25 protein-coding genes are annotated in these 20,024 nt (G+C 67.0%); 3 read left to right on the top strand and 22 right to left on the bottom strand.

Going from position 1 to position 20,024, the window contains the following annotated elements; all coding sequences use genetic code 11:
* Nucleotides 1-259: 259 nt before the first annotated feature.
* Complete coding sequence (locus tag D3H34_RS14905) at nt 260-1,420, top strand: S1C family serine protease (RefSeq protein ID WP_062473641.1); 1,161 nt, start codon at nt 260-262, stop codon at nt 1,418-1,420.
* Nucleotides 1,421-1,541: 121 nt separating this feature from the next.
* On the opposite strand, the gene tatC is transcribed toward D3H34_RS14905, so the two are convergent.
* From tatC to D3H34_RS14860, 9 genes are all read right to left on the bottom strand, one after another.
* A complete protein-coding gene (gene tatC, locus D3H34_RS14900) occupies nt 1,542-2,360 on the bottom strand; it encodes a twin-arginine translocase subunit TatC (RefSeq protein ID WP_119554281.1) in 819 nt (272 codons plus the stop codon).
* 72 nt (nt 2,361-2,432) lie between these two features.
* Nucleotides 2,433-2,894, bottom strand: coding sequence for a Sec-independent protein translocase protein TatB (gene tatB / locus D3H34_RS14895; protein WP_119554280.1), 462 nt, complete (start codon nt 2,892-2,894; stop codon nt 2,433-2,435).
* Nucleotides 2,895-2,913: 19 nt separating this feature from the next.
* On the bottom strand, nt 2,914-3,159 hold the full coding sequence (gene tatA, locus D3H34_RS14890; RefSeq protein WP_119554279.1) for a Sec-independent protein translocase subunit TatA: 246 nt from the start codon (nt 3,157-3,159) through the stop codon (nt 2,914-2,916).
* A 65-nt stretch (nt 3,160-3,224) separates the two neighbouring features.
* A complete protein-coding gene (locus tag D3H34_RS14885) occupies nt 3,225-3,584 on the bottom strand; it encodes a histidine triad nucleotide-binding protein (RefSeq protein ID WP_119554278.1) in 360 nt (119 codons plus the stop codon).
* The gene (locus tag D3H34_RS14880; protein ID WP_056572726.1) at nt 3,574-3,963 is read right to left on the bottom strand and encodes a DUF4870 family protein; all 390 of its coding nucleotides are present in this window, start codon (nt 3,961-3,963) and stop codon (nt 3,574-3,576) included. Before D3H34_RS14880 ends, D3H34_RS14885 begins: the two co-directional genes overlap by 11 nt.
* Nucleotides 3,964-3,987: 24 nt before the next feature.
* Nucleotides 3,988-4,374, bottom strand: coding sequence for a phosphoribosyl-ATP diphosphatase (locus D3H34_RS14875; protein WP_119554277.1), 387 nt, complete (start codon nt 4,372-4,374; stop codon nt 3,988-3,990).
* Nucleotides 4,371-4,760: a phosphoribosyl-AMP cyclohydrolase gene (gene hisI / locus D3H34_RS14870; RefSeq protein ID WP_119554276.1), complete on the bottom strand. Its 390-nt coding sequence runs from the start codon at nt 4,758-4,760 to the stop codon at nt 4,371-4,373. The genes D3H34_RS14875 and hisI overlap by 4 nt, the downstream gene beginning before the upstream one ends.
* 41 nt (nt 4,761-4,801) lie before the next feature.
* Nucleotides 4,802-5,587, bottom strand: coding sequence for an imidazole glycerol phosphate synthase subunit HisF (gene hisF / locus D3H34_RS14865; protein WP_119554275.1), 786 nt, complete (start codon nt 5,585-5,587; stop codon nt 4,802-4,804).
* Nucleotides 5,588-5,612: 25 nt separating this feature from the next.
* Complete coding sequence (locus D3H34_RS14860; RefSeq protein WP_119554274.1) at nt 5,613-6,446, bottom strand: D-hexose-6-phosphate mutarotase; 834 nt, start codon at nt 6,444-6,446, stop codon at nt 5,613-5,615.
* 133 nt (nt 6,447-6,579) lie between these two features.
* On the opposite strand from D3H34_RS14860, the gene D3H34_RS14855 reads away from it, so the two are divergent.
* Both D3H34_RS14855 and D3H34_RS14850 read left to right on the top strand, forming a co-directional pair.
* Nucleotides 6,580-7,887: a dicarboxylate/amino acid:cation symporter gene (locus D3H34_RS14855; RefSeq protein WP_119554273.1), complete on the top strand. Its 1,308-nt coding sequence runs from the start codon at nt 6,580-6,582 to the stop codon at nt 7,885-7,887.
* Nucleotides 7,888-7,895: 8 nt separating this feature from the next.
* Nucleotides 7,896-8,813, top strand: a complete 918-nt coding sequence (locus tag D3H34_RS14850) for an amino acid ABC transporter substrate-binding protein (RefSeq protein WP_119554308.1) — start codon at nt 7,896-7,898, stop codon at nt 8,811-8,813.
* Nucleotides 8,814-8,830: 17 nt separating this feature from the next.
* Here the strand turns inward: D3H34_RS14850 and D3H34_RS14845 are convergent, their stop codons facing one another.
* The 13 genes from D3H34_RS14845 to D3H34_RS14785 all read right to left on the bottom strand — a co-directional run bounded on the left by D3H34_RS14845 (nt 8,831) and on the right by D3H34_RS14785 (nt 20,017).
* A complete protein-coding gene (locus D3H34_RS14845; protein WP_119554272.1) occupies nt 8,831-10,003 on the bottom strand; it encodes an AAA family ATPase in 1,173 nt (390 codons plus the stop codon).
* 179 nt (nt 10,004-10,182) lie between these two features.
* A complete protein-coding gene (hisA, locus tag D3H34_RS14840) occupies nt 10,183-10,926 on the bottom strand; it encodes a 1-(5-phosphoribosyl)-5-[(5-phosphoribosylamino)methylideneamino]imidazole-4-carboxamide isomerase (protein WP_119554271.1) in 744 nt (247 codons plus the stop codon).
* A 63-nt stretch (nt 10,927-10,989) separates the two neighbouring features.
* Nucleotides 10,990-11,649, bottom strand: a complete 660-nt coding sequence (gene hisH, locus D3H34_RS14835) for an imidazole glycerol phosphate synthase subunit HisH (RefSeq protein ID WP_119554270.1) — start codon at nt 11,647-11,649, stop codon at nt 10,990-10,992.
* Between the two features lie 19 nt (nt 11,650-11,668).
* Nucleotides 11,669-12,286: an imidazoleglycerol-phosphate dehydratase HisB gene (hisB, locus tag D3H34_RS14830; protein ID WP_119554269.1), complete on the bottom strand. Its 618-nt coding sequence runs from the start codon at nt 12,284-12,286 to the stop codon at nt 11,669-11,671.
* A complete protein-coding gene (gene hisC / locus D3H34_RS14825; protein WP_119554268.1) occupies nt 12,283-13,374 on the bottom strand; it encodes a histidinol-phosphate transaminase in 1,092 nt (363 codons plus the stop codon). Before hisC ends, hisB begins: the two co-directional genes overlap by 4 nt.
* The gene (locus D3H34_RS14820) at nt 13,371-13,760 is read right to left on the bottom strand and encodes a hypothetical protein (RefSeq protein WP_119554267.1); all 390 of its coding nucleotides are present in this window, start codon (nt 13,758-13,760) and stop codon (nt 13,371-13,373) included. Before D3H34_RS14820 ends, hisC begins: the two co-directional genes overlap by 4 nt.
* A gap of 12 nt (nt 13,761-13,772) precedes the next feature.
* Nucleotides 13,773-14,603 carry a hypothetical protein gene (locus tag D3H34_RS14815; RefSeq protein ID WP_119554266.1) on the bottom strand — a complete coding sequence of 277 codons (831 nt, stop codon included), beginning with the start codon at nt 14,601-14,603 and terminating at the stop codon, nt 13,773-13,775.
* 37 nt (nt 14,604-14,640) lie between these two features.
* On the bottom strand, nt 14,641-15,963 hold the full coding sequence (hisD, locus tag D3H34_RS14810; protein ID WP_119554265.1) for a histidinol dehydrogenase: 1,323 nt from the start codon (nt 15,961-15,963) through the stop codon (nt 14,641-14,643).
* An 11-nt stretch (nt 15,964-15,974) separates the two neighbouring features.
* Nucleotides 15,975-16,616: an ATP phosphoribosyltransferase gene (gene hisG / locus D3H34_RS14805; protein ID WP_119554264.1), complete on the bottom strand. Its 642-nt coding sequence runs from the start codon at nt 16,614-16,616 to the stop codon at nt 15,975-15,977.
* Nucleotides 16,613-17,902 carry a UDP-N-acetylglucosamine 1-carboxyvinyltransferase gene (gene murA / locus D3H34_RS14800; RefSeq protein WP_119554263.1) on the bottom strand — a complete coding sequence of 430 codons (1,290 nt, stop codon included), beginning with the start codon at nt 17,900-17,902 and terminating at the stop codon, nt 16,613-16,615. The genes hisG and murA overlap by 4 nt, the downstream gene beginning before the upstream one ends.
* A 42-nt stretch (nt 17,903-17,944) precedes the next feature.
* Entirely contained in the window at nt 17,945-18,187 is a 243-nt protein-coding gene (locus D3H34_RS14795; protein ID WP_062471708.1) for a BolA family protein, read from the bottom strand.
* A 121-nt stretch (nt 18,188-18,308) separates the two neighbouring features.
* On the bottom strand, nt 18,309-19,073 hold the full coding sequence (locus D3H34_RS14790) for an ABC transporter permease (protein WP_119554262.1): 765 nt from the start codon (nt 19,071-19,073) through the stop codon (nt 18,309-18,311).
* The gene (locus D3H34_RS14785) at nt 19,070-20,017 is read right to left on the bottom strand and encodes an ABC transporter ATP-binding protein (protein WP_070059934.1); all 948 of its coding nucleotides are present in this window, start codon (nt 20,015-20,017) and stop codon (nt 19,070-19,072) included. The genes D3H34_RS14790 and D3H34_RS14785 overlap by 4 nt, the downstream gene beginning before the upstream one ends.
* Between the last annotated feature and the right edge of the window lie 7 nt (nt 20,018-20,024).

The following is a 20,024-nucleotide window of genomic DNA, read 5'->3' as shown; positions in this document are numbered from 1 at the left end:
CCTGGATGGGGTGGGAAACGGGAGTGGCGCGCCGCCGGAAGAGTTGCCTGACCGCACCCGCCGGGTGGGCAGCACGGAAGGCCTGAGGGGACGGTCCGGGTCGGACCGATGGTCGATTTTAAGGGTTACCCCTTATTCACAGCCTGATGAAGGCCCAATTGGCGTCCAGCCGCGCGATCCATCGTCAGCCCGTTGAGGGACAATCGCAGGCGGCGCCCCGGCTGGCGGCGCATTTCCAACGCCCTTTCACCCCATCTTCATGAAACGCACCTGGCTGCTCTTTGCCCAAGCCGTGACCGTCCTGCTGGCGGCCTATTTCGTCGTCGCGACGCTCAAGCCCGAGTGGATCCACAAGCGCTCGACCTCGCTGGGCGGCGTGGTGTCCATCGTCGAAGCGCCCAGCGGCGCACCGGCCGTGCCGGCGGCAGGCAGCCTGAGCGCCGCGGCCAAGAAGGCCTCGCCGGCGGTCGTGAGCATCAACACCAGCAAGGCCGCGCAGCGCCATCCGCGCAGCAACGACCCGTGGTTCCGCTTCTTCTTCGGCGACCAGGCCGACCAGCCCCAGGTGGGCCTGGGCAGCGGCGTGATCGTGAGCACCGACGGCTACATCCTCACCAACAACCACGTGGTCGAGGGCGCTGACGAAATCGAGGTCACCCTGAACGACAGCCGCCACGCGCGCGGCAAGGTGATCGGCACCGACCCCGACACCGACCTGGCCGTGCTCAAGATCGAACTCGACAAGCTCCCGGTGATCGTGCTGGGCAACTCCGACGAGCTGCTGGTGGGCGACCAGGTGCTGGCCATCGGCAACCCCTTCGGGGTCGGCCAGACCGTGACCAGCGGCATCGTTTCGGCGCTGGGCCGCAACCAGCTGGGCATCAACCAGTTCGAGAACTTCATCCAGACCGACGCGGCCATCAACCCCGGCAATTCGGGCGGCGCGCTGATCGACGTCAACGGCAACCTGCAGGGCATCAACACCGCCATCTACTCGCGTTCGGGCGGCAGCATGGGCATCGGCTTCGCCATTCCGGTGTCGATGGCCAAGATCGTGCTCGAGGGCATCGTGAAGGAAGGCCAGGTGCGCCGCGGCTGGATCGGCGTCGAGCCGAGCGACCTGTCGCCCGAACTGGCCGAGACCTTCGGCGTGAAGGCCGACGCGGGCGTGATCATCACCGGCGTGCTGCAGAACGGCCCCGCCGCCAAGGCTGGCATTCGCCCGGGCGACGTGATCACCTCGGTGGGCGAGAAGAAGACCGACAGCGTCCAGGCCCTGCTGACCGCCGTGGCCGGCCTCAAGCCGGGCGACACCGCCCGCTTCGCGCTGCAGCGCGGCACCGACAAGATGGAACTCGATGTGACGCCGGGGCTGCGGCCGAAGAGTCCGATCCGGCAGCAGTTGCCCAATAACGAGTAAGCGGGAAACGTGGGATGCGGCTGCGGCCGCAGACCACCCGACAAGACAGCAACAAAAAAGCGGCCCGAGGGCCGCTTTTGTTTTGGGTCTGACCGCTGAAAACAGGGCCGGTCGACTCGAATCAGGAACTGCTGCCGGAAGACCCCGACCCTGCGCTCTCTTCTTCCCCTTCAGGCGCCTTGCCGACACCGGAGAAATAGCGCGCCCCGATGATCCCCACCTCGTACAGCAGGCACATCGGCACCGCCAGCGCCAACTGCGACACCACGTCGGGCGGCGTGAGCACCGCGGCCACCACGAAGGCGATCACGATGAAGTAGCCGCGGAACGAGCGCAGCTTCTCGATGGTGACCATCTCGAAGCGCACCAGCAGCATCACCACGATCGGCACCTGGAAAGCCACGCCGAAGGCGATGTACAGCGACAGGATGGCCTCGACGTAGGACGAGATGTCGGGCGTGGCCGCCACCGCGGCGGGCGTGAACTTCTGGATGAAGCCGAACATCTTGTCCAGCACGAACAGCTGCACGAAGGCGATGCCGCCGTAGGCCAGCGCGCTGCCGAAGAAGATCAGCGGGAGCGCAAAGCGCTTCTCGTGGCTGTACAGACCCGGCGCAACGAACATCCAGGCCTGGTACATGAGCCAGGGCAGCGCCAGCAGCACCGCTGCCATCATCAGCACCTTGAGCGGCACGAAGAACGGCGAGAACACGCCGATCGCGATCAGCTTGGCGTCCGGCGGCATGTGCGCCTTGATCGGCATGGCGATGATGTCCATGAGGCCGCTCGGGCCGGGCCAGATGGCCAGCACGACGCCCGCGACCACGAGGCCGTAGACGCAGTACAGCAGCCGGTCCCGAAGCTCGACCAGGTGCTGCACGAAGGGCTGCTCGGTGCCCGCCAGCTCGTCTTCTTTGTTCTTGTTGTCGGAATCGGCCATTGGGAAGAGAGAAGGGAAAGCGTGGGGAACACGAGGCGCTCCGGGCGCCGGAAAGCGCCGCAGGAAGCCGCGTCAGTTGATCTTGTGGGGCCGGAAGCGCGCAACCCGCGCTGCGCCCGACAGCGCCTTGGTGCGCACGCCGTTGCGCGCCTTGTACCAGTTGGGCGTGGCGCCCTGCTTCAGGCGCCAGTTCTTGCGGGGGTGCCGGTATTCGGGCACCGCCTGTTCAGGCTCGGCCAGCGCCGACAGGGTGTCGCCGGATGCGCCGGAGAACTGCTTTTCGAACTCGCTGGCGCCGGTGTGGATGCTGTGCTCCACGTCGCGCGCCGCGTCCTCGACCGTGGTCTTCATCTTGCGGAGCTCGTCGAGCTCCATCGAACGGTTGACTTCGGCCTTGACGTCGTTCACGTAGCGCTGTGCCTTGCCGAGCAGGGTACCCACCGTGCGTGCAACACGCGGCAGCTTCTCCGGCCCGATCACGATCAGCGCCACGACGCCGATGAGCGCCAGCTTCTCGATGCCGAGGTCGATCACGGATGTGCGCCTGCGGTGCTCAGGACTTCTGGCGCGCTTCGACGTCGATCGTCGACTTGTCGCTGTTGGCCGGCTGGCCGGTCACCTGTTGCGTGGGGGCCGGTGCGGCGGCGGCGTCGGTGGCCGAGCCGTCCTTCATGCCGTCCTTGAAGCCCTTGACGGCGCCACCAAGATCCGAACCCATGTTCCGCAGCTTCTTGGTGCCGAAGATCATGACCACGACGAGCAGCACGATCAGCCAGTGCCAGATGGAAAAAGAACCCATGGAGAACTCCTAAGAATGTGTCCGATTTTAGTCGGGGGGAATGTGACAGTTTGGATTAACCCGGCTCAACCACGAAGCCAAGGGCGGGGGCCACCCATGACGTGCACATGGAGATGGTGAACCTCCTGCCCGCCTTCGGCGCCGGTGTTGACGACGACCCGGAAACCGCCGTCCGGGTAGGGCCGGCAGCCCTCTTCCAGCGCCAGCTTGGGGGCCAGCGTCATGATCTTGCCCATGAGCGCCGAATCCTCGGGCGTGAGCTGCGCCATCGAGGCGATGTGCTTCTTGGGCACCAGCATGAAATGCACCGGCGCCCAGGGCGCGATGTCGTGGAAGCCGAACAGGTCGTCGTCTTCGTAGACCTTGCGCGAGGGGATCTTGCCTTCGATGATTTTGCAGAAGACGCAGTTCGGATCAGATGACATCTTTGGGTTCCATGGGACGGCCGTCGTTCATGCGGATCATGCCTTTCACGATCCGGTAGAGGAACCACAGCGAAATCAGGCTCCAGGCGATCCAGCCCGGCACGAACAGCAGCAGCCAGAGCCACGAGGTGACGATGTACAGCAGGCCGGCCCACAGCACCGAGCGGATGCGCCAGCTGAAGTGCGAGGCCTGCCAGGTGCCGGCCGCGTCGTCGCGCTTCACGAAATCGATCAGCAAGGCGATGAGCAGCAACAGCACGGACGCCTGTGCGCCTGGCACGACCGCGCCGATGGCCACGATGAGGTGCAGCACATAGCTGACCCAGCCCCAGGTCTTGAGGGAGTCGTCGGGTTCCACGTTCACGATGTCGTTGGCCATGTCGATGCCCTTTCTATCGATCAGTCAGTCGTTGGACGCTTCGCGGGCCTGCACCTTGCGCAGGGCCTTTTCCTCGATGCCGCTGGTGCCTTCACGGCGCTCGAGCTCCGCGACGACGTCGGCCGGCGAGAAACCGTAGTGCGCCAGCGCCACCATGGTGTGGAACCACAGGTCGGCCACTTCGTTCACTATTTTCGAGCGGTCGCCGCCGTGGTCGGCGTCCTTGGCGGCCATCACGACCTCCGTGGCTTCCTCGCCGATCTTCTTGAGGAAGGCGTCCGGGCCCTTGTGCAGCAGCCGGGCGACATAGCTCTTCTCGGGGTCGCCGCCGTTCGCGGGCAGGCGGCTTTCGAGCACCGCGGCCAGGCGTGCGAGGGCGTCGGAGGTGTTGGGATTCACGGTTGCCGTCATTTGTAGATGGATTCCGGGTCTTTCAAGACCGGATCGACCGCCGTCCACTGGCCGTTTTCGTACTTGCTGAAGAAGCAGCTGTGGCGTCCGGTGTGGCAGGCGATGCCCGGCTCGTGACCGAGCTGGGTGACCTTGAGCAGCACCACGTCGTTGTCGCAGTCGAGGCGGATCTCATGCACGGTCTGCACGTGGCCCGATTCCTCGCCCTTGAACCACAGCTTGTTGCGCGAGCGGCTGAAATACACCGCGCGGCCCAGCTCGGCGGTCTTTTCGAGCGCCTCGCGGTTCATCCACGCGAACATGAGCACGTCGTTGGAGCCTTGCTCCTGGGCGATCACGGGCACCAACCCGTTCGCGTCCCACTTCACTTCATCGAGCCAATTCATGGAGGTATTGTCGAGGATAGGAAAGACCCTTCGGACGCGTCTCAGGCGTCGATGCGCACGGGAATCCCGCGCGCGGCCATGCAGGCCTTGGCTTCGCCCACGGTGTACTCGCCGTAGTGAAAGATGCTTGCGGCCAGCACCGCATCGGCGCCGCCCTTCTGGATGCCGTCCGCCAGGTCGTCGAGGTTGCCGACGCCGCCCGAGGCGATCACCGGCACGTTGACCGCGTCGCTCACGGCGCGCGTCAGGGCCAGGTCGAAGCCGCTCTTGGTACCGTCGCGGTCCATGCTCGTGAGCAGGATCTCACCCGCGCCGCGGCGCGCCATCTCGGTCGCCCACTGCACCACGTCCAGGCCGGTGTTCTTGCGCCCGCCGTGGCTGTAGACGTCCCAGCCCGCGCCGCGCGTGGCGGCGTCTTCGGCGCTGCGGCGCTTGGCGTCGATGGCGACCACGATGCACTGCGAGCCGTACTTCTGGGCCGCGTCGCTGATCACCTGCGGATCGGCGATGGCGGCGGAGTTGAAGCTGGTCTTGTCGGCACCCGCGTTGAGCAGCCGGCGCACGTCGGCCACGGTGCGCACGCCGCCGCCCACGGTCAGCGGAATGAAGACCTGCGAGGCTACCGCTTCGATGATCGGCAGGATCAGGTCGCGACCGTCGCTGGTGGCCGTGATGTCCAGGAAGGTGAGCTCGTCAGCGCCCTGCGCGTTGTAGCGCGCCGCGATCTCGACCGGGTCGCCGGCATCGCGCAGTTCAAGGAAGTTGACGCCCTTGACGACGCGGCCGCCGGTGACGTCGAGGCAGGGAATGATGCGTTTGGCAAGCATGGGGGGTAAACCAGGGAGAAATCAGTCAGAGAACGCGGAGCTGCTGCCAGCCCTGCCATTGAGCGCCGGGGGCCAGCACGACAGGCTCGTCGATGCGGGCCGCTTCGACGCAGAGCATGTGGCGGAAGCCCTCTTCGGGCATGTCCGCGAGTGTCGCACCGAGCGCGGCGCCGGGGTTCCAGACCACGGTTTCGGTACAGCTGGCGCTCTGGGAGATTTCGAGCATGCCGCCGGGCTGCACCAGCCGCAGCGGTTGCGCCGGGGCGGTGTAGACGCTGTCGAATTCGGCATCGAACTGCAGCGCGGCGGCTGTTTCAGTCTGGCGGACGTCGCGCACGGCGTCCCAGCGCGGAGCGCCCTGCAGGCCTTCGAGGCGCGCCGTGGCGATGTCGTCCACGCGCAGGTAGGTGTGCAGCGCCGCCGAAAACGGCCAGGGCGCATCGCCGGTGTTGGTCAGGGTGAGCGCGGTGCGCAGCTGGCCGGCCGCAAGCGTGGCGTCCAGCCGCGCCTCGAAGGCATGCGGCCAGAGCTTGCGGGTGGCCTCGCTGTCGCGCAGCACGAGCCGCAAGGTGTCGGACACGCCCGATTCCTCGCGAATCCAAGGCAGATTGCGCATGAAGCCATGCTTGGGGAGCATGCCGCGCTGGTTGAACTGGGGGCAGCACAGGGGAATGCCGCCGCGGATGGCTGTTTGGCCGTCAAAAACGGCTTTCGGACTCAGATACAGTCGCTCCCCACCGCGGGCCGGGGCCCACGAAAGCACCTGGGCGCCATGCAGCGCCACTGTCAGGGTGCTGCCATCGGCCGCCACGGCGTGCAACGCCGGCTGGCCTCGAAACTCGATCGAGCGGATATCCATGTGAGGAATTGTAGGCAGCCACCGCATCGGGGCCGCAGGCCATTGCGTGCATCTGCCTTTCTTGGATACCCTGTGCCGGGTCGGTCCCGTGCACTCGAAAAGAATCACTCTCATACGACAAAAGGGGATACGCATGAAGAAAAAGCTGCCCATGGCCGCCTGGATCCTGATCGCCATGGTGCTCGGCATCATCGTCGGTTACATGATCTTCACGAGCTTTCCTGACAAGAAGGCCGCCAAGGAAATCGCCGACTACGTCTCCATCGTCTCCGACGTGTTCCTGCGCCTGATCAAGATGCTGATCGGCCCGCTGGTGTTCTCCACACTGGTGGTGGGCATCGCGCACATGGGCGACGCCAAGTCGGTCGGCCGCGTGTTCGGCAAGGCCATCGGCTGGTTCCTCACGGCCTCGCTGATCTCGCTGGTGATCGGTCTGGTCATGGCCAACCTGCTCAAGCCCGGCGAGAACCTGGGCCTGCCGCTGCCCGACATCGGCGCCTCGGCCAACCTGGCGACCAACAAGTTCACCTTCAAGGACTTCGTGAGCCACACGGTGCCCAAGTCCTTCGTGGAGGCGATGGCCAACAACGAGATCCTGCAGATCGTCGTGTTCTCGATGTTCTTCGGCGTGGCGCTGGCCTCGCTCGGAGACAAGGCCAAGACGCTGGTGGCGGCCATCGAAGAGCTGTCGCACGCCATGCTCAAGATCACCGGCTATGTCATGAAGCTCGCGCCGCTGGCCGTGCTGGCCGCCATGGCCGCCACCGTGGCCGTGAACGGGCTGGGCATCCTGATCAAGTTCGCCGTGTTCATGCGCGACTTCTACCTGGGCCTGTTCGTGCTGTGGGGCGTGCTGATCATGGCGGGCCTGCTGTTCCTCGGGCCGCGCGTGTTCAAGCTGCTGGTGCTCATCAAGGAAGCCTTCCTGCTGTCGTTCGCCACCGCCAGCTCGGAAGCCGCCTACCCGAAGATCCTGCAGGCGCTCGACCGTTTCGGCGTGAAGCGCAAGATCTCCAGCTTCGTGATGCCGATGGGCTACTCGTTCAACCTCGACGGTTCGATGATGTACTGCACCTTCGCCGTGCTCTTCATCGCGCAGGCCTACGACATCCACATGCCGGTCAGCACGCAGATCACCATGCTGCTGATCCTGATGCTCACCTCCAAAGGCATGGCCGGCGTGCCGCGCGCCTCGCTGGTGGTGATCGCCGCCACGCTGAACCACTTCGACATCCCCGAGGCCGGCCTGCTGCTGATCCTGGGCGTCGACACCTTCCTGGACATGGGCCGCTCGGCCACCAACGCGGTGGGCAATTCCATCGCCACGGCCGTGGTCGCGAAGTGGGAGGGCGAACTGCTGTCCGAGAGCGACGCCGAGGCCAATGCCAAGGTGCTCGACGAGGAAGCGGCCGCCACCCTCGCCCACCCGGCGCACACGTGAGCCCGACCATGAAGCGCCCCGGCCACAGCCTCTTCGCCAGCCTGGCCGCCGGACTGTGCCTGCTCCTGGGAGCGGCCCCCGCGCCGGCCCAGGAACAGGCGCCTACCGTGCTCAGCGGCACGCTGGCCAAGGTGCGCGCGAGCGGCACCATCGCCATCGGCTACCGCGAATCGTCCGTGCCGTTCTCGTACCTCAATGCGCGCAAGGAGCCGATCGGCTATTCCATCGAGCTGTGCCGCGCGCTCGTCACGGCCATCGAGGACACGGTCAACAGGAGCCTCACGATCAAGTGGGTGCCCGTCACCTCCGATTCACGCTTCGACGCGGTCATCGGCGGCCAGGTCGACCTCGAGTGCGGCTCCACCACCAGCAACCTGGAGCGCCAGAAGCGCGTGGCCTTCTCGCCGACGATGTTCGTCTCGGGCACCAAGGTGCTGGTGAAGAAGGGTTCGCCGATCCAGTCGTTCCGCGACCTCGCCGGCAAGAAGGTGGCCGTGACGGCCGGCACCACCAACGAAAAGACGCTGCGCGACCTGTCCCAGAAGTTCAAGCTCGACATCGACCTGAAGGTGGCACGCGACCATGCCGAATCGTTCGCGCTCGTGAAGGAAGGCCAGGCCGACGCCTTCGCCACCGACGACGTGCTGCTCTACGGCCTCATCGCGCGCGACGCCGCCAAGGCCCAGTACCAGGTGGTCGGCGACTTCCTCTCCTACGACCCGTATGCGGTGATGTTCCGCAAGGACGATCCGCAGCTGAACAAGGTGGTGATCGACACCTTCCAGGTGCTGGCGGAAGACGGCGAGATCCATCGGCAGTACAAGCGCTGGTTCATGCGCAAGCTGCCCTCGGGGGAAAGCCTGAACCTGCCGATGAGCGCGCAGCTGGAAACGATCATCCAGACGATGGCGGTGAAGGCCGAGTAGGCCGGTTCGCCCTTTCCCTAGCGCGTCGGCCACTCCCAGCGCGGAATCTCGCTCATGTCGAGGTTCGCGATGCGGGTCTCGCCGAAGCGCTTCTCCAGCACCACCTGTTGCAGGCCTTCGCTGTCGTCGAGGGCGGCGATCAGCCGGGCCGCGTGCGACACCACGATCACCTGCGACTGCCGCGCGGCCTGCGCGATGAGGCGGCCGAGCGCGGGCAGCAGGTCGGGGTGCAGGCTGGTTTCCGGTTCGTTGAGCACCAGCAGCGCGGGCGGACGGGGCGTCAGCAGCGCCGCGATCCACAGCAGGTAGCGCAGGGTGCCATCCGAGAGTTCGGCGGCCGTCAGGGGCCGCAGCAGGCCGTGCTGGTGCATCAGCGTCTCGAAGCGGTCGCCGTTCGCGTGCACCTCGACGCGGGCGCCCGGAAAGGCGTCGTCCACGGCGCTGTCGAGCGCCTCGCTGTCGCCGATCTCACGGATGGTCTGCAGCGCCGCGGCCAGGTCGGCCCCGTCGTTGGCGAGCACGGGCGTGTAGGTGCCCAGTTGCGGCTGGCGCGCGGGCGCCTCGGCATCCGAGCGAAAGTGGTCGTAGAAGCGCCAGGAGCGCATCTGCTCGCGCAGCGTGAGCATCTCGGGCGCGTCGCGCGGGTCGGCGTGCTCGGTCATCATGCTGGCGAAGGCCGCAATCGGCCGGCCGATGGCCTGCCAGCCCTTGCCGTCGCGCAGGCGCAGCGCCGCGCCCTTGCGGTCGACCAGGTGCGTGGAGGGGCGCAAGAGCGGGCCGCTCCAGATCGCCTCGTGCTTGATCTGCGGGTCGCGCGAGAAAGCCGAGGACGGGATCGGCGGCGGCAGGCCGATGTCGATGGCGTAGCCGAAATCGTCGGCTTCGACGCCGGCAAAGCCCAGCTTCAGCGCGACCGGCTCGCTGCGGGTGGTGCCCTGCACCGGCTGCTCGCCGCGCAGCATGGCCGCCGAGAAACGCTCGGGCCCGGCCCACAGCGTGGAGGACAGCCCGCCTTCGCGCACCAGCGAGCGGATCACGCCACCGTTGGCGATGTCGGCCAGGAGCCGCATCGCGCGGTACACGCTCGACTTGCCGCTGCCGTTGGGCCCGGTCACGACCGTGAGCCGGCCGAGCGGCACCGTCAGCTGGCGCAGCGAGCGGTAGTTGGCGATGGCCAGCGCGGAGAGCACGCGCGTGGCGAGCCGGCTCAGAAGGTGTGAATGAATCCGGCGTGGCCGAGCAGCCCGCCCAGGCGCGGCCCCTCAAGGCGCAAAGCGCAGCCGTAGCAGACGCTACGGCGAGCATTTGCAACGCAGAGGGGGCGTGTCTGGACGGGATGAGCGGACATGGCGGGTTCGTTCACGCCTTCTCAGTCACCGGCCAGTTCGTCGGCACGCGCCTGGGCGGCCGAGAAGTCGAGGTCGCCCGAATAGATGGCGCGACCGCAGATCACGCCCTCGACGCCTTCGGATTCGACGGCGCACAGCTGCTCGATGTCGAGCATGTTCGACAGGCCGCCCGAGGCGATCACCGGAATGGTCAGCGCCTGCGCGAGCTTCACGGTGGCGTCGATGTTGATGCCCGAGAGCATGCCGTCGCGGCCGATGTCGGTGTAGATGATCGACTCGACGCCGTAGTCCTCGAACTTCTTGCCCAGGTCGGCCACCTCGTGGCCCGTGAGCTTGCTCCAGCCGTCGGTGGCGACCTTGCCGTCCTTGGCGTCCAGGCCCACGATGATGTGGCCGCCGAAGGCGCTGCAGGCGTCCTTCAGGAAGCCGGGGTTCTTCACCGCGGCGGTGCCGATGATCACGTAGCGCAGGCCGTCGTCGATGTAGCGCTCGATGGTGTCCAGGTCGCGGATGCCGCCGCCCAGCTGCACGGGGATGTCCTCGCCGACTTCCTTCAGGATCGCCTTGATGGCCGCGTGGTTCTGCGGCTTGCCGGCGAAGGCACCATTCAGATCGACCAGGTGCAGCCGGCGCGCGCCGGCCTCGACCCACTTGCGGGCCATGGCAGCGGGGTCTTCGCTGAAGATGGTGGACTGGTCCATGTCGCCCTGCTTGAGGCGAACGCAGTGGCCGTCTTTGAGATCAATGGCGGGAATGAGGAGCATGGAAGTGACGCGAGTGTGCGAAAGCCGGGCTTCGGAAGGTTCGGCCCGGTCGGGAAAATGGGTTCAGGGGTTCCAGTGGAGGAAGTTGCGATACAGCTGCAGCCCGTGGTCCGCACTCTTCTCCGGGTGGAACTGGGTGGCAAAAATGTTATCGCGTGCGATGGCCGCGGTAAAGCATGCCCCGTAATCTGCCTCGCCCACGCTGTGCCGGGCATCCGCCGGGCGCGCGTAGAAGCTGTGCACGAAATAGAAGTAGCTCTGGTCGGGAATGCCCGCCCACACCGCGTGCGGCTGGGCCTGGCGCACCTGGTTCCAGCCCATCTGTGGCACCTTGAAGCGGCTGCCGTCAGGCTGCAGGCGACCGGCCAGGTCGAACTTGATGACCTCGCCGGGAATGAGCCCCAGGCCGTCGGTCGGGCCTTCGTCGCTGCGCGACAGGAGCATCTGCATGCCCACGCACACGCCGAAGAGCGGTTTGTTCGCCGCGGCCTCGAGCACCGACTCCTGCAGGCCGGAGTCGCGCAGCTCGCGCATGCAGTCGGGCATCGCACCCTGCCCCGGCAGCACCACGCGGGTGGCCTTGCGCACCACCTCGGGGTCGGAGGTGACAAACACCTCCACGCCCACCTGGTCGGCCGCATGGCGCACGGCCTGCGACACGGAGTGCAGGTTGCCCATGCCGTAGTCGACGACCGCGACGGAATTTGCTGCTGCAGATTTCATGGCTGTTCGCTGGAGATTTTCAGAGCGAACCCTTGGTTGACGGAATGACGCCGACGGAGCGCGGGTCGAGCTCCAGCGCGCCGCGCATGGCGCGGGCGAAGGCCTTGAACACGGTCTCGCACTGGTGGTGCGCGTTCACGCCCTTCAGGTTGTCGATGTGCAGCGTGACGAAAGCGTGGTTCACGAAGCCCTGGAAGAACTCGTAGGTGAGCTGGCTGTCGAAGGTGCCGATCATGCCGCTGGTGAAGGGCACGTGCATCTCCAGGCCCGGTCGGCCCGAGAAGTCGATGACGACGCGGCTGAGCGCCTCGTCCAGCGGCACATAGGCATGGCCGTAGCGGCGGATGCCCTTCTTGTCGCCGATGGCCTTGGCCACGGCCTGGCCCAGCGTGATGCCGACGTCTTCCACCGTGTGGTGGCCGTCGATGTGCAGGTCGCCCTCGCAGTGGATGTCCAGGTCGATCAGCCCGTGGCGGGCGATCTGGTCGAGCATGTGGTCGAAGAAGCCGATGCCCGTGGAGAGCTTGGCCTTGCCGGTGCCGTCGAGGTTGACGCTGACCGTGATCTTCGTCTCGGCGGTGTTGCGGGAGACCGTCGCGATGCGATCGGTGCTGCCCGGGGTCGTGGGGGTGGTCATAGTGAGGCTTCGAGCGCCGCCAGCATCTGCGCGTTCTCGTCGGCCGTTCCGACGGTGAGGCGCAGGCAGTTGGCGAGCAGTTCATGCATTTTAGAAACGTTCTTCACCAGCACCCCGCGGGCCTTCATGCCCTCGAAGGTGCGAGTGGCATCGGGCACGCGCAGCAGGATCATGTTGGCGTCGCTGGGCCAGGTCTTCACGCCCGGCAGCCGGGCCAGCGCGGCCATCAGCTGGTCGCGCCCTTCGCGGATCTGGCGCGCCTGCGCCTCGAACACCTCGGCGTGCTCCAGCGCGAACAGCGCGGCTTCGCAGTTCAGCACGCTGATGTTGTAGGGCGGGCGCACCTTGTCGATCTCGGCAACCAGCGCGGCGGGGCCCATCAGGTAGCCCAGGCGGATGCCGGCCAGGCCGAACTTGCTCAGGGTGCGCATCAGCAGCACGTGGCGGTGGCCGGCAAGCCGGTCGATATAGCTGCGGGCGGCGAAGGGCTGGTAGGCCTCGTCGATCACCACCAGGCCGCCCTGCGCGCCCTGGGCCTGCACGATCTTCTCGATGACGGCGTCGTCCCAGAGGTTGGCAGTGGGGTTGTTCGGATAGGCGAGGTAGACGATGGCCGGCTTCTCGCGCGCGATGGCAGCCAGCATGGCGGCCTCGTCGAGCTCGAAATCGGCCGTGAGCGGCACGCCGACGAAGCGCAGGCCCTGCAGCTGCGCGCTCATGGCGTACATGACGAAGCCGGGCACGGGCGCGAGCACCGTGGCGCCGGGCTGGTCACAGGCGATGCCGAGCAGCGAGATGAGCTCGTCCGAGCCGTTGCCCAGCATCAGTCCGAAGCCTTCCGGCAGGCCCGCGTGGGCGGCCAGCGCGCGCTGCAGGTCGGCGCCACGGTCGCCGGGGTAGCGGTTGAGCGCCAGCGCGCCCAGGCGCGCGCCTAATTCGGCCTGCAGCGCGGGCGGCAGGCCGTAGGGGTTCTCCATCGCGTCGAGCTTGAGGAAGCCGCGCGCGTCCTGCACCGCATAGGCATGCATGGCGCGCACGTCGGTGCGGATGCGGTCGATCGGGGGGCGGACGGATTCAGGGGCGGTCATCGGGTGCAGCGGTAACTGTTTTTCAGGGCGCCGGCCATGACCAGTTGCACGGGCATGTCGGCTTCGTAGCTGTCGGCGTTGCGGGTCAGCTCGGTCTGGTAGAGCGATCGGGCCATCGAGGGTTCGAGGCGGCGGCCCTCGATGCAGAACGGCGGCACCTGGCCATTTCGGCCGTTGCGCTGCGACGATTCGACACCCTCGCGCAAGCCTTCGAGCACGCCGACGAGGTAGTAGCTGGCGTAGGCCTTGCCGTCCTTCTCGCCGGCTTCGAGCGTGCGCAGCTCGCGGATGCTCATGGCCTGCGCGCCGACGCCGATCGCACCGGCCGCCAGTGCGAGCAGCAGCGCCGGCAGGCGCGGCAACAGCAGGACGGCGGCGCGTTTCATGGCCTCACGGGTTTACTTGCGGTAGCGCGGCGGCGGGGCGTACGTGCCGTCGGCGGGGAAAGCGCTGGGCTGCGACGGCGAGGCATCGCGGCGGGTGCGGCGCGGTGCGTTCGGCTCTTCGAGCTCGAACAGCGCGGCGCCGATCACGCCGATGTTGCGCACGTCGCCGGCTTCGGTGTTCGCGGCGTAGGCACGGCCCGGCACGGCGAAACGGAAGGCAGCCACTTCGCTCTGGCTCTTGCGGAAACCCTCGATGTTGAGCGTCTGCTGCGGGCGCAGCACGTAGCCACCGTTGCGCAGGCTGCCGGGCTTGCCATTGAGCACATCCAGGCCGTCGACGGTGGCGATCACCTCGTAGCTGCGGTCGCTGAGGTTGCGAAAGCGCAGCGTGTAGCGCGCACCCTCGACGCCGGCGAGGCGGAACATGTCATCGCTGTGGCTGCGGCGTGCGCGCTGCAGCGGCAACGGACGGCCGTTCTCGTCGAGCACCGACCATTCGACGTCGCCCTGGGCCAGTTGCAGGTTGAGCCGGCGCTCGGGGTTGCTGCCCGCATCGCGGCGCACGCTGGCCGCGTCGTTGTAGCCGAGCGAGGCCACGTCGTCGGGCTGGTCGGACAGGCGCTTGGCATGGACCGTGCGGGTCTTCGACTCGATGCCCTCGCCCCATTGCGTGCCGAGCTGGGCCGGCGCGGGTGCGGGCTTTGCAGCACTGGAGGTGGCGGACATCGCAGCCGTCTCGGTGCGCGTCTGCGGCATCTGGTTGCAGGCGGCCAGCAAGGCGGCACCGGCAATGAGGCCGGTGGCAAAGCGGAAAAATCGCGAACGATAGAGATGTTGAATCATCTGGCGTGCTCCTCCCTGAAGCGGGGTTGTTGGAGCCTCAGATCTTACGCAGGCGCATCCGCGCAGCTTCTGCGTGGGCCTGCAGGCCCTCGCCTTCGGCCAGCGTGACGGCGATCGGGCCCAGCACCTGCGCGCCGGCCTCGCTCACTTCGATGAGGCTGGAGCGCTTCTGGAAGTCGTAGACGCCCAGCGGGCTCGAGAAGCGCGCCGTGCCGCTGGTCGGCAGCACGTGGTTCGGGCCAGCGCAGTAGTCGCCCAGGCTCTCGCTCGTGAAGTTGCCCAGGAAGATCGCGCCGGCGTGGCGCAGCAGCGGCTCCCAGCGGTGCGGCTCGCTGCTGCTCACTTCCAGGTGTTCGGGCGCGATGCGGTTGCTGATCTCGCAGGCCTCTTCCATGCTTTGCGTGTGGATCAGCGCGCCACGGCCGTTGAGCGAGGCGGCGATGATCTCGGCGCGCGGCATGGTCGGCAGCAGGCGGTCGATCTCGGCCTGTACACGGTCGATGTAGGCGGCGTCGGGGCACAGCAGAATGCTCTGCGCCAGCTCATCGTGTTCGGCCTGGCTGAACAGGTCCATGGCCACCCAGTCGGGCGGCGTGGAGCCGTCGGCCAGCACCAGGATCTCGCTCGGGCCCGCGATCATGTCGATGCCCACGGTACCGAACACGCGGCGCTTGGCGGCGGCCACGTAGGCGTTGCCGGGGCCGGTGATCTTGTCGACAGCGGGCACGGTGGCGGTGCCATAGGCCAGCGCGGCCACGGCCTGCGCGCCGCCGATGGTGAAGCCGCGCGTCACGCCGGCCACGTAGGCGGCGGCAAGCACGAGCTGGTTCTTCTCGCCCTTGGGGGTCGGCACGACCATGATGATCTCGCCCACACCCGCGACGTGCGCGGGAATGGCGTTCATCAACACGCTCGACGGGTAGGCGGCCTTGCCGCCCGGCACGTAGATGCCCACGCGGTCGAGCGGCGTGACCTTCTGGCCGAGCAGCGTGCCATCGGCGTCGCGGTAGCTCCAGCTTTCGCCGGAGGCCTTCTTCTGCGCCTCGTGGTAGCTGCGTACACGGCGCGCGGCGGCTTCGAGCGCATCGCGCTGCGCGGCGGGCAGCGATTCGAAGGCGGCCTTCAGTTCGGCCTGCGTCAGCTCCAGCTCCGGCAGCGTCTTCGCGCCGAGCTTGTCGAAGCGGTTCGTGTACTCGAGCACCGCCTCGTCGCCGCGCGTTTGCACGTCGGCCAGGATGTCGGCCACCACCTTCTCGATGGCCGCGTCGTCGTCCGCGGACCAATGCAGCCGCGCCTTGAATTCAGCGTCGAAGCTGGCTGAGTTCGTGGACAGTCGGGCGGGGGCTGCTTGCAGAGTCATGTGCTTGAGGTTCAGGCGGAGGGAATGGCTGACGCGAAGGCGTCGATGATGCGGCGGATGGGTTCGCGCTTGAGCTTGAGCGCGGCCTGGTTGACGACCAGCCGGGCGCTGATGTCCATGATGCGTTCCACCTCGACGAGATGGTTGGCCTTGAGCGTGTTGCCGGTCGAGACCAGGTCGACGATGGCATCGGCCAGGCCCGTGAGCGGCGCCAGCTCCATGCTGCCGTAGAGCTTGATCAGGTCGACGTGCACGCCCTTGGTGGCAAAGAAGTCGCGCGCCAGGCCCACGTACTTGGTGGCCACGCGCAGGCGCGAGCCCTGCTTCACGGCCGAGGCGTAGTCGTAGTCGGCGCGCACGGCCACGCTGAGGCGGCAGGCCGCGATGCGCAGGTCCAGCGGCTGGTACAGGCCCTGGTTGCCGTGCTCGAGCAGCACGTCGAGGCCGGTCACGCCGAGGTCGGCGCCGCCGTACTGCACGTAGGTGGGCACGTCGGAGGCGCGCACCAGCACCACGCGCACGTCGGGGCGGGTGGTTTCCAGGATGAGCTTGCGCGACTTCTCGGGGTCTTCGGTGACCTCGATGCCGGCGGCGGCCAGCAGGGGCATCGTCTCTTCGAAGATGCGGCCTTTGGAAAGAGCCAGGGTGATCATGCGGCGGCTCCGGTCACGCGTTCAATGTCGGCGCCCAGGGCGCGGAGTTTGGCTTCCATGCGGTCATAGCCCCGATCGAGGTGATAGATGCGATCGACCAGCGTCTCGCCCTCGGCCACGAGGCCGGCGATGACGAGGCTGGCGGAGGCGCGCAGGTCAGTGGCCATCACGGTGGCGCCCGAGAGCTGCTGCACGCCCTCGACCATCGCCACCTTGCCTTCGACGTGGATGCGCGCGCCCAGGCGCACCATCTCGTTCACGTGCATGAAGCGGTTCTCGAAGATGGTCTCGGTGACCATCGAGGCGCCACGCGCGATCACGTTCAGGGCCATGAACTGGGCCTGCATGTCGGTCGGGAAGCCGGGGTACTCGGTGGTGCTGAAGCTCTGCGCCTTCAGGTGGTCGTAGGCCGGGCCTTGCGAGCCGATGCGGATGCCGTCCGGCTCCGTCACGACCGTGCAGCCGGCTTCGCGCAGCTTGTCGATCACGGCGTCGAGGTGGTCGCCGCGCGCATGGCGCAGGAAGGCCTCGCCGCCCGTGGCTGCCACGGCACACAGGAAAGTGCCCGCCTCGATGCGGTCGGCCACCACGGCGTGCTCGCAGCCGTTCAGCTTCTCGACGCCCTGGATGCGGATGTGGCTGGTGCCGTGGCCTTCGATCTTCGCGCCCATGCGGATCAGCATTTCGGCCAGGTCGACGATCTCGGGCTCCTGCGCGGCGTTCTCCAGCAGCGTCTCGCCCTCGGCCAGCGCGGCCGCCATCAGGAAGTTCTCGGTGCCGGTGACCGTGACCATGTCGGTCAGGATGCGCGCGCCCTTCAGCCGCGTGCGGCCTTCGGGCAGGCGCGCGACCATGTAGCCGTGATCGACCACGATCTCTGCGCCCATGGCCTGCAGGCCCTTGATGTGCTGGTCGACCGGTCGCGAACCAATGGCGCAGCCGCCCGGCAGCGAGACCTTGGCGTGGCCGAAGCGCGCCAGCAGCGGGCCCAGGGCCAGCACCGAGGCGCGCATGGTCTTCACGAGTTCATAGGGGGCCTCGGGGTTGCCGAGCGCGCCGGCGTTCAGGCGCACGGTGCCGTTGTCGTCACGCTCGGCCGTCACGCCCATGTTGCGCACCAGCTTGAGCATGGTCGACACGTCCTGCAGGCGCGGCACGTTGTGCAGCACCACGGGCTGGTCGGTCAGCAGCGCCGCGCACAGCTCGGGCAGCGCAGCGTTCTTGGCGCCGGAAATGAGCACTTCGCCGCGGAGCTCTCGCCCGCCGCGAATCAGAAGTTTGTCCATGAAGGATCCAGCGAAATCAGGAGGCCCGCCAGGGCCGGAAAGTCATTTGTCCACTGCCGCCCATTCGGCCGGCGTGTAGGTCTTCATCGAGAGCGCATGCACCTCGTCGGTATGCATTTTCGCACCGAGGGTGGCGTAGACCCGCTGGTGGCGCTGGATGGCGCGCTTGCCCTCGAATTCGGCCGAGACGATGGTCGCGTACCAATGTCGGCCGTCGCCCTCGAGCGTGATGTGCTCGCACGGGAGATGGGCAGCGATGATGGCTTGGAGTTCGTCAGCGGTCATTGGAATAGGTATTCATCGGGAAACACCGCGGAACCGGCTTTGCCGGGCCGCAGGTGTTGCCCCCGGAAGGGGGTTGGCGTAGCGACACGAAGTGCGCGAAGACTGGGGGAGAGTCATGACTTCAGCCGCGGATTTTGTAGCCGATGCGAAGCAGGTGGACAGCGATGGCGCTCACCACCAGCCAGGCGGTGCCGACGATCCCGAAGCTCAGCCAGGGAGAGGCATCGCTCACCCCGAAGAAGCCATAACGGAAACCGTCGATCATGTAGAAGAAGGGGTTCAGGTGGCTCACCGATTGCCAGAACGGCGGCAGCGAGCCGATCGAATAGAACACGCCCGACAGGAAGGTCATGGGCATGATCAGGAAATTTTGGAACACGGCCATCTGGTCGAACTTCTCGGCCCAGAGCCCGGCGATCAGCCCCAGCGTGCCGAGCATGGCGGCGCCCAACAGCGCGAACACCACGATCCAGACCGGCGCCACGAAGCTCGGCACCGCGAAGAAGACCGTCACCGCGAACACGCCCAGGCCCACGGCCAACCCGCGGATCACCGAGGAGCCCACGTAGGCGAAGAACCAGCCCCAGTGCGACAGCGGCGTGAGCAGCACGAACACGAGGTTGCCCATGATCTTGCTCTGGATGATCGAGGACGAGCTGTTCGCGAACGCGTTCTGCAACACGCTCATCATCACGAGGCCGGGAATCAGGAAAGCGGTGTAGCCGACGGTGCCATAGACCGTGACGCGGCCTTCGAGCACATGGCCGAACACCATGAGGTACAGCAGCGCGGTGAGCACCGGCGCGCCGACGGTCTGGAAGCCGACCTTCCAGAAGCGCAGGGTCTCTTTGTAGAGCAGCGCGCGCCAACCCGTGACGGCCATCATCGCGACACCTCCAGCGGCGTCTGCTCGCCTGCCATCAGGTCGATGAACACGTCTTCCAGGTCGGCCTTGCGCATTTCCACATCTTCCACCGCGACGCCGGCTTCGCGGATCGCGGCCAGCAATTGTTCGACTTCATGCGCGTTCTGCGCCGGCAGCTGCACGATGCGCCCGGTGATGCGCGCGTGCTGGGCGATCGCCCAGGGCAGCATGGCGTCGGTCTTGAAGCGCAGCACGTTGCTCGCGGCCGACTTCAGCAGCTCGCTGGTGCGGTCGAGCGCGATCACCTTGCCGAGCTTGAGCATCGCGATGCGGCTGCACAGCGCCTCGGCCTCTTCGAGGTAATGGGTGGTCAACAGCACGGTGCTGCCCTGCTTGTTGAGCTTCGCGACGAACTGCCAGAGCGTCTGCCGCAGCTCGACGTCGACACCGGCGGTGGGCTCGTCGAGCACGATCACCGGTGGCTTGTGGACCAGCGCCTGCGCCACCAGCACGCGGCGCTTCATGCCGCCCGAGAGCTGGCGCATGTTGGCCGTGGCCTTGTCGGCCAGACCCAGGCTCTGCAGCAACTCGTCGATCCAGGCTTCGTTGTTCTTGATGCCGAAGTAGCCCGACTGGATGCGCAGCGACTCGCGCACGTTGAAGAAGGGGTCGAACACCAGCTCCTGCGGCACGATGCCGAGCTGGCGCCGGGCTTCGGCGTAGTCCCGCTGCACGTCGAAGCCGTGCACGCTGATCGCACCCGCCGTGGGCCGCGACAGGCCCGCGAGCATGCTGATCAGGGTGGTCTTGCCCGCGCCGTTGGGGCCGAGCAGGCCGAAGAACTCGCCCGGCTCGATCTGGAAGGAAACCTCGTCGACCGCGCGCAGCCCCTGCTTGCCTTGGGCGCGTTGCTGACGGGAGGGAGGGTAGGTCTTGGAGACCGACTGGAATGAGATCGCGGGCATGGGAGCC

Source organism: Acidovorax cavernicola (assembly GCF_003581445.1).
This window is presented reverse-complemented; position numbering and strand designations above follow the sequence as displayed.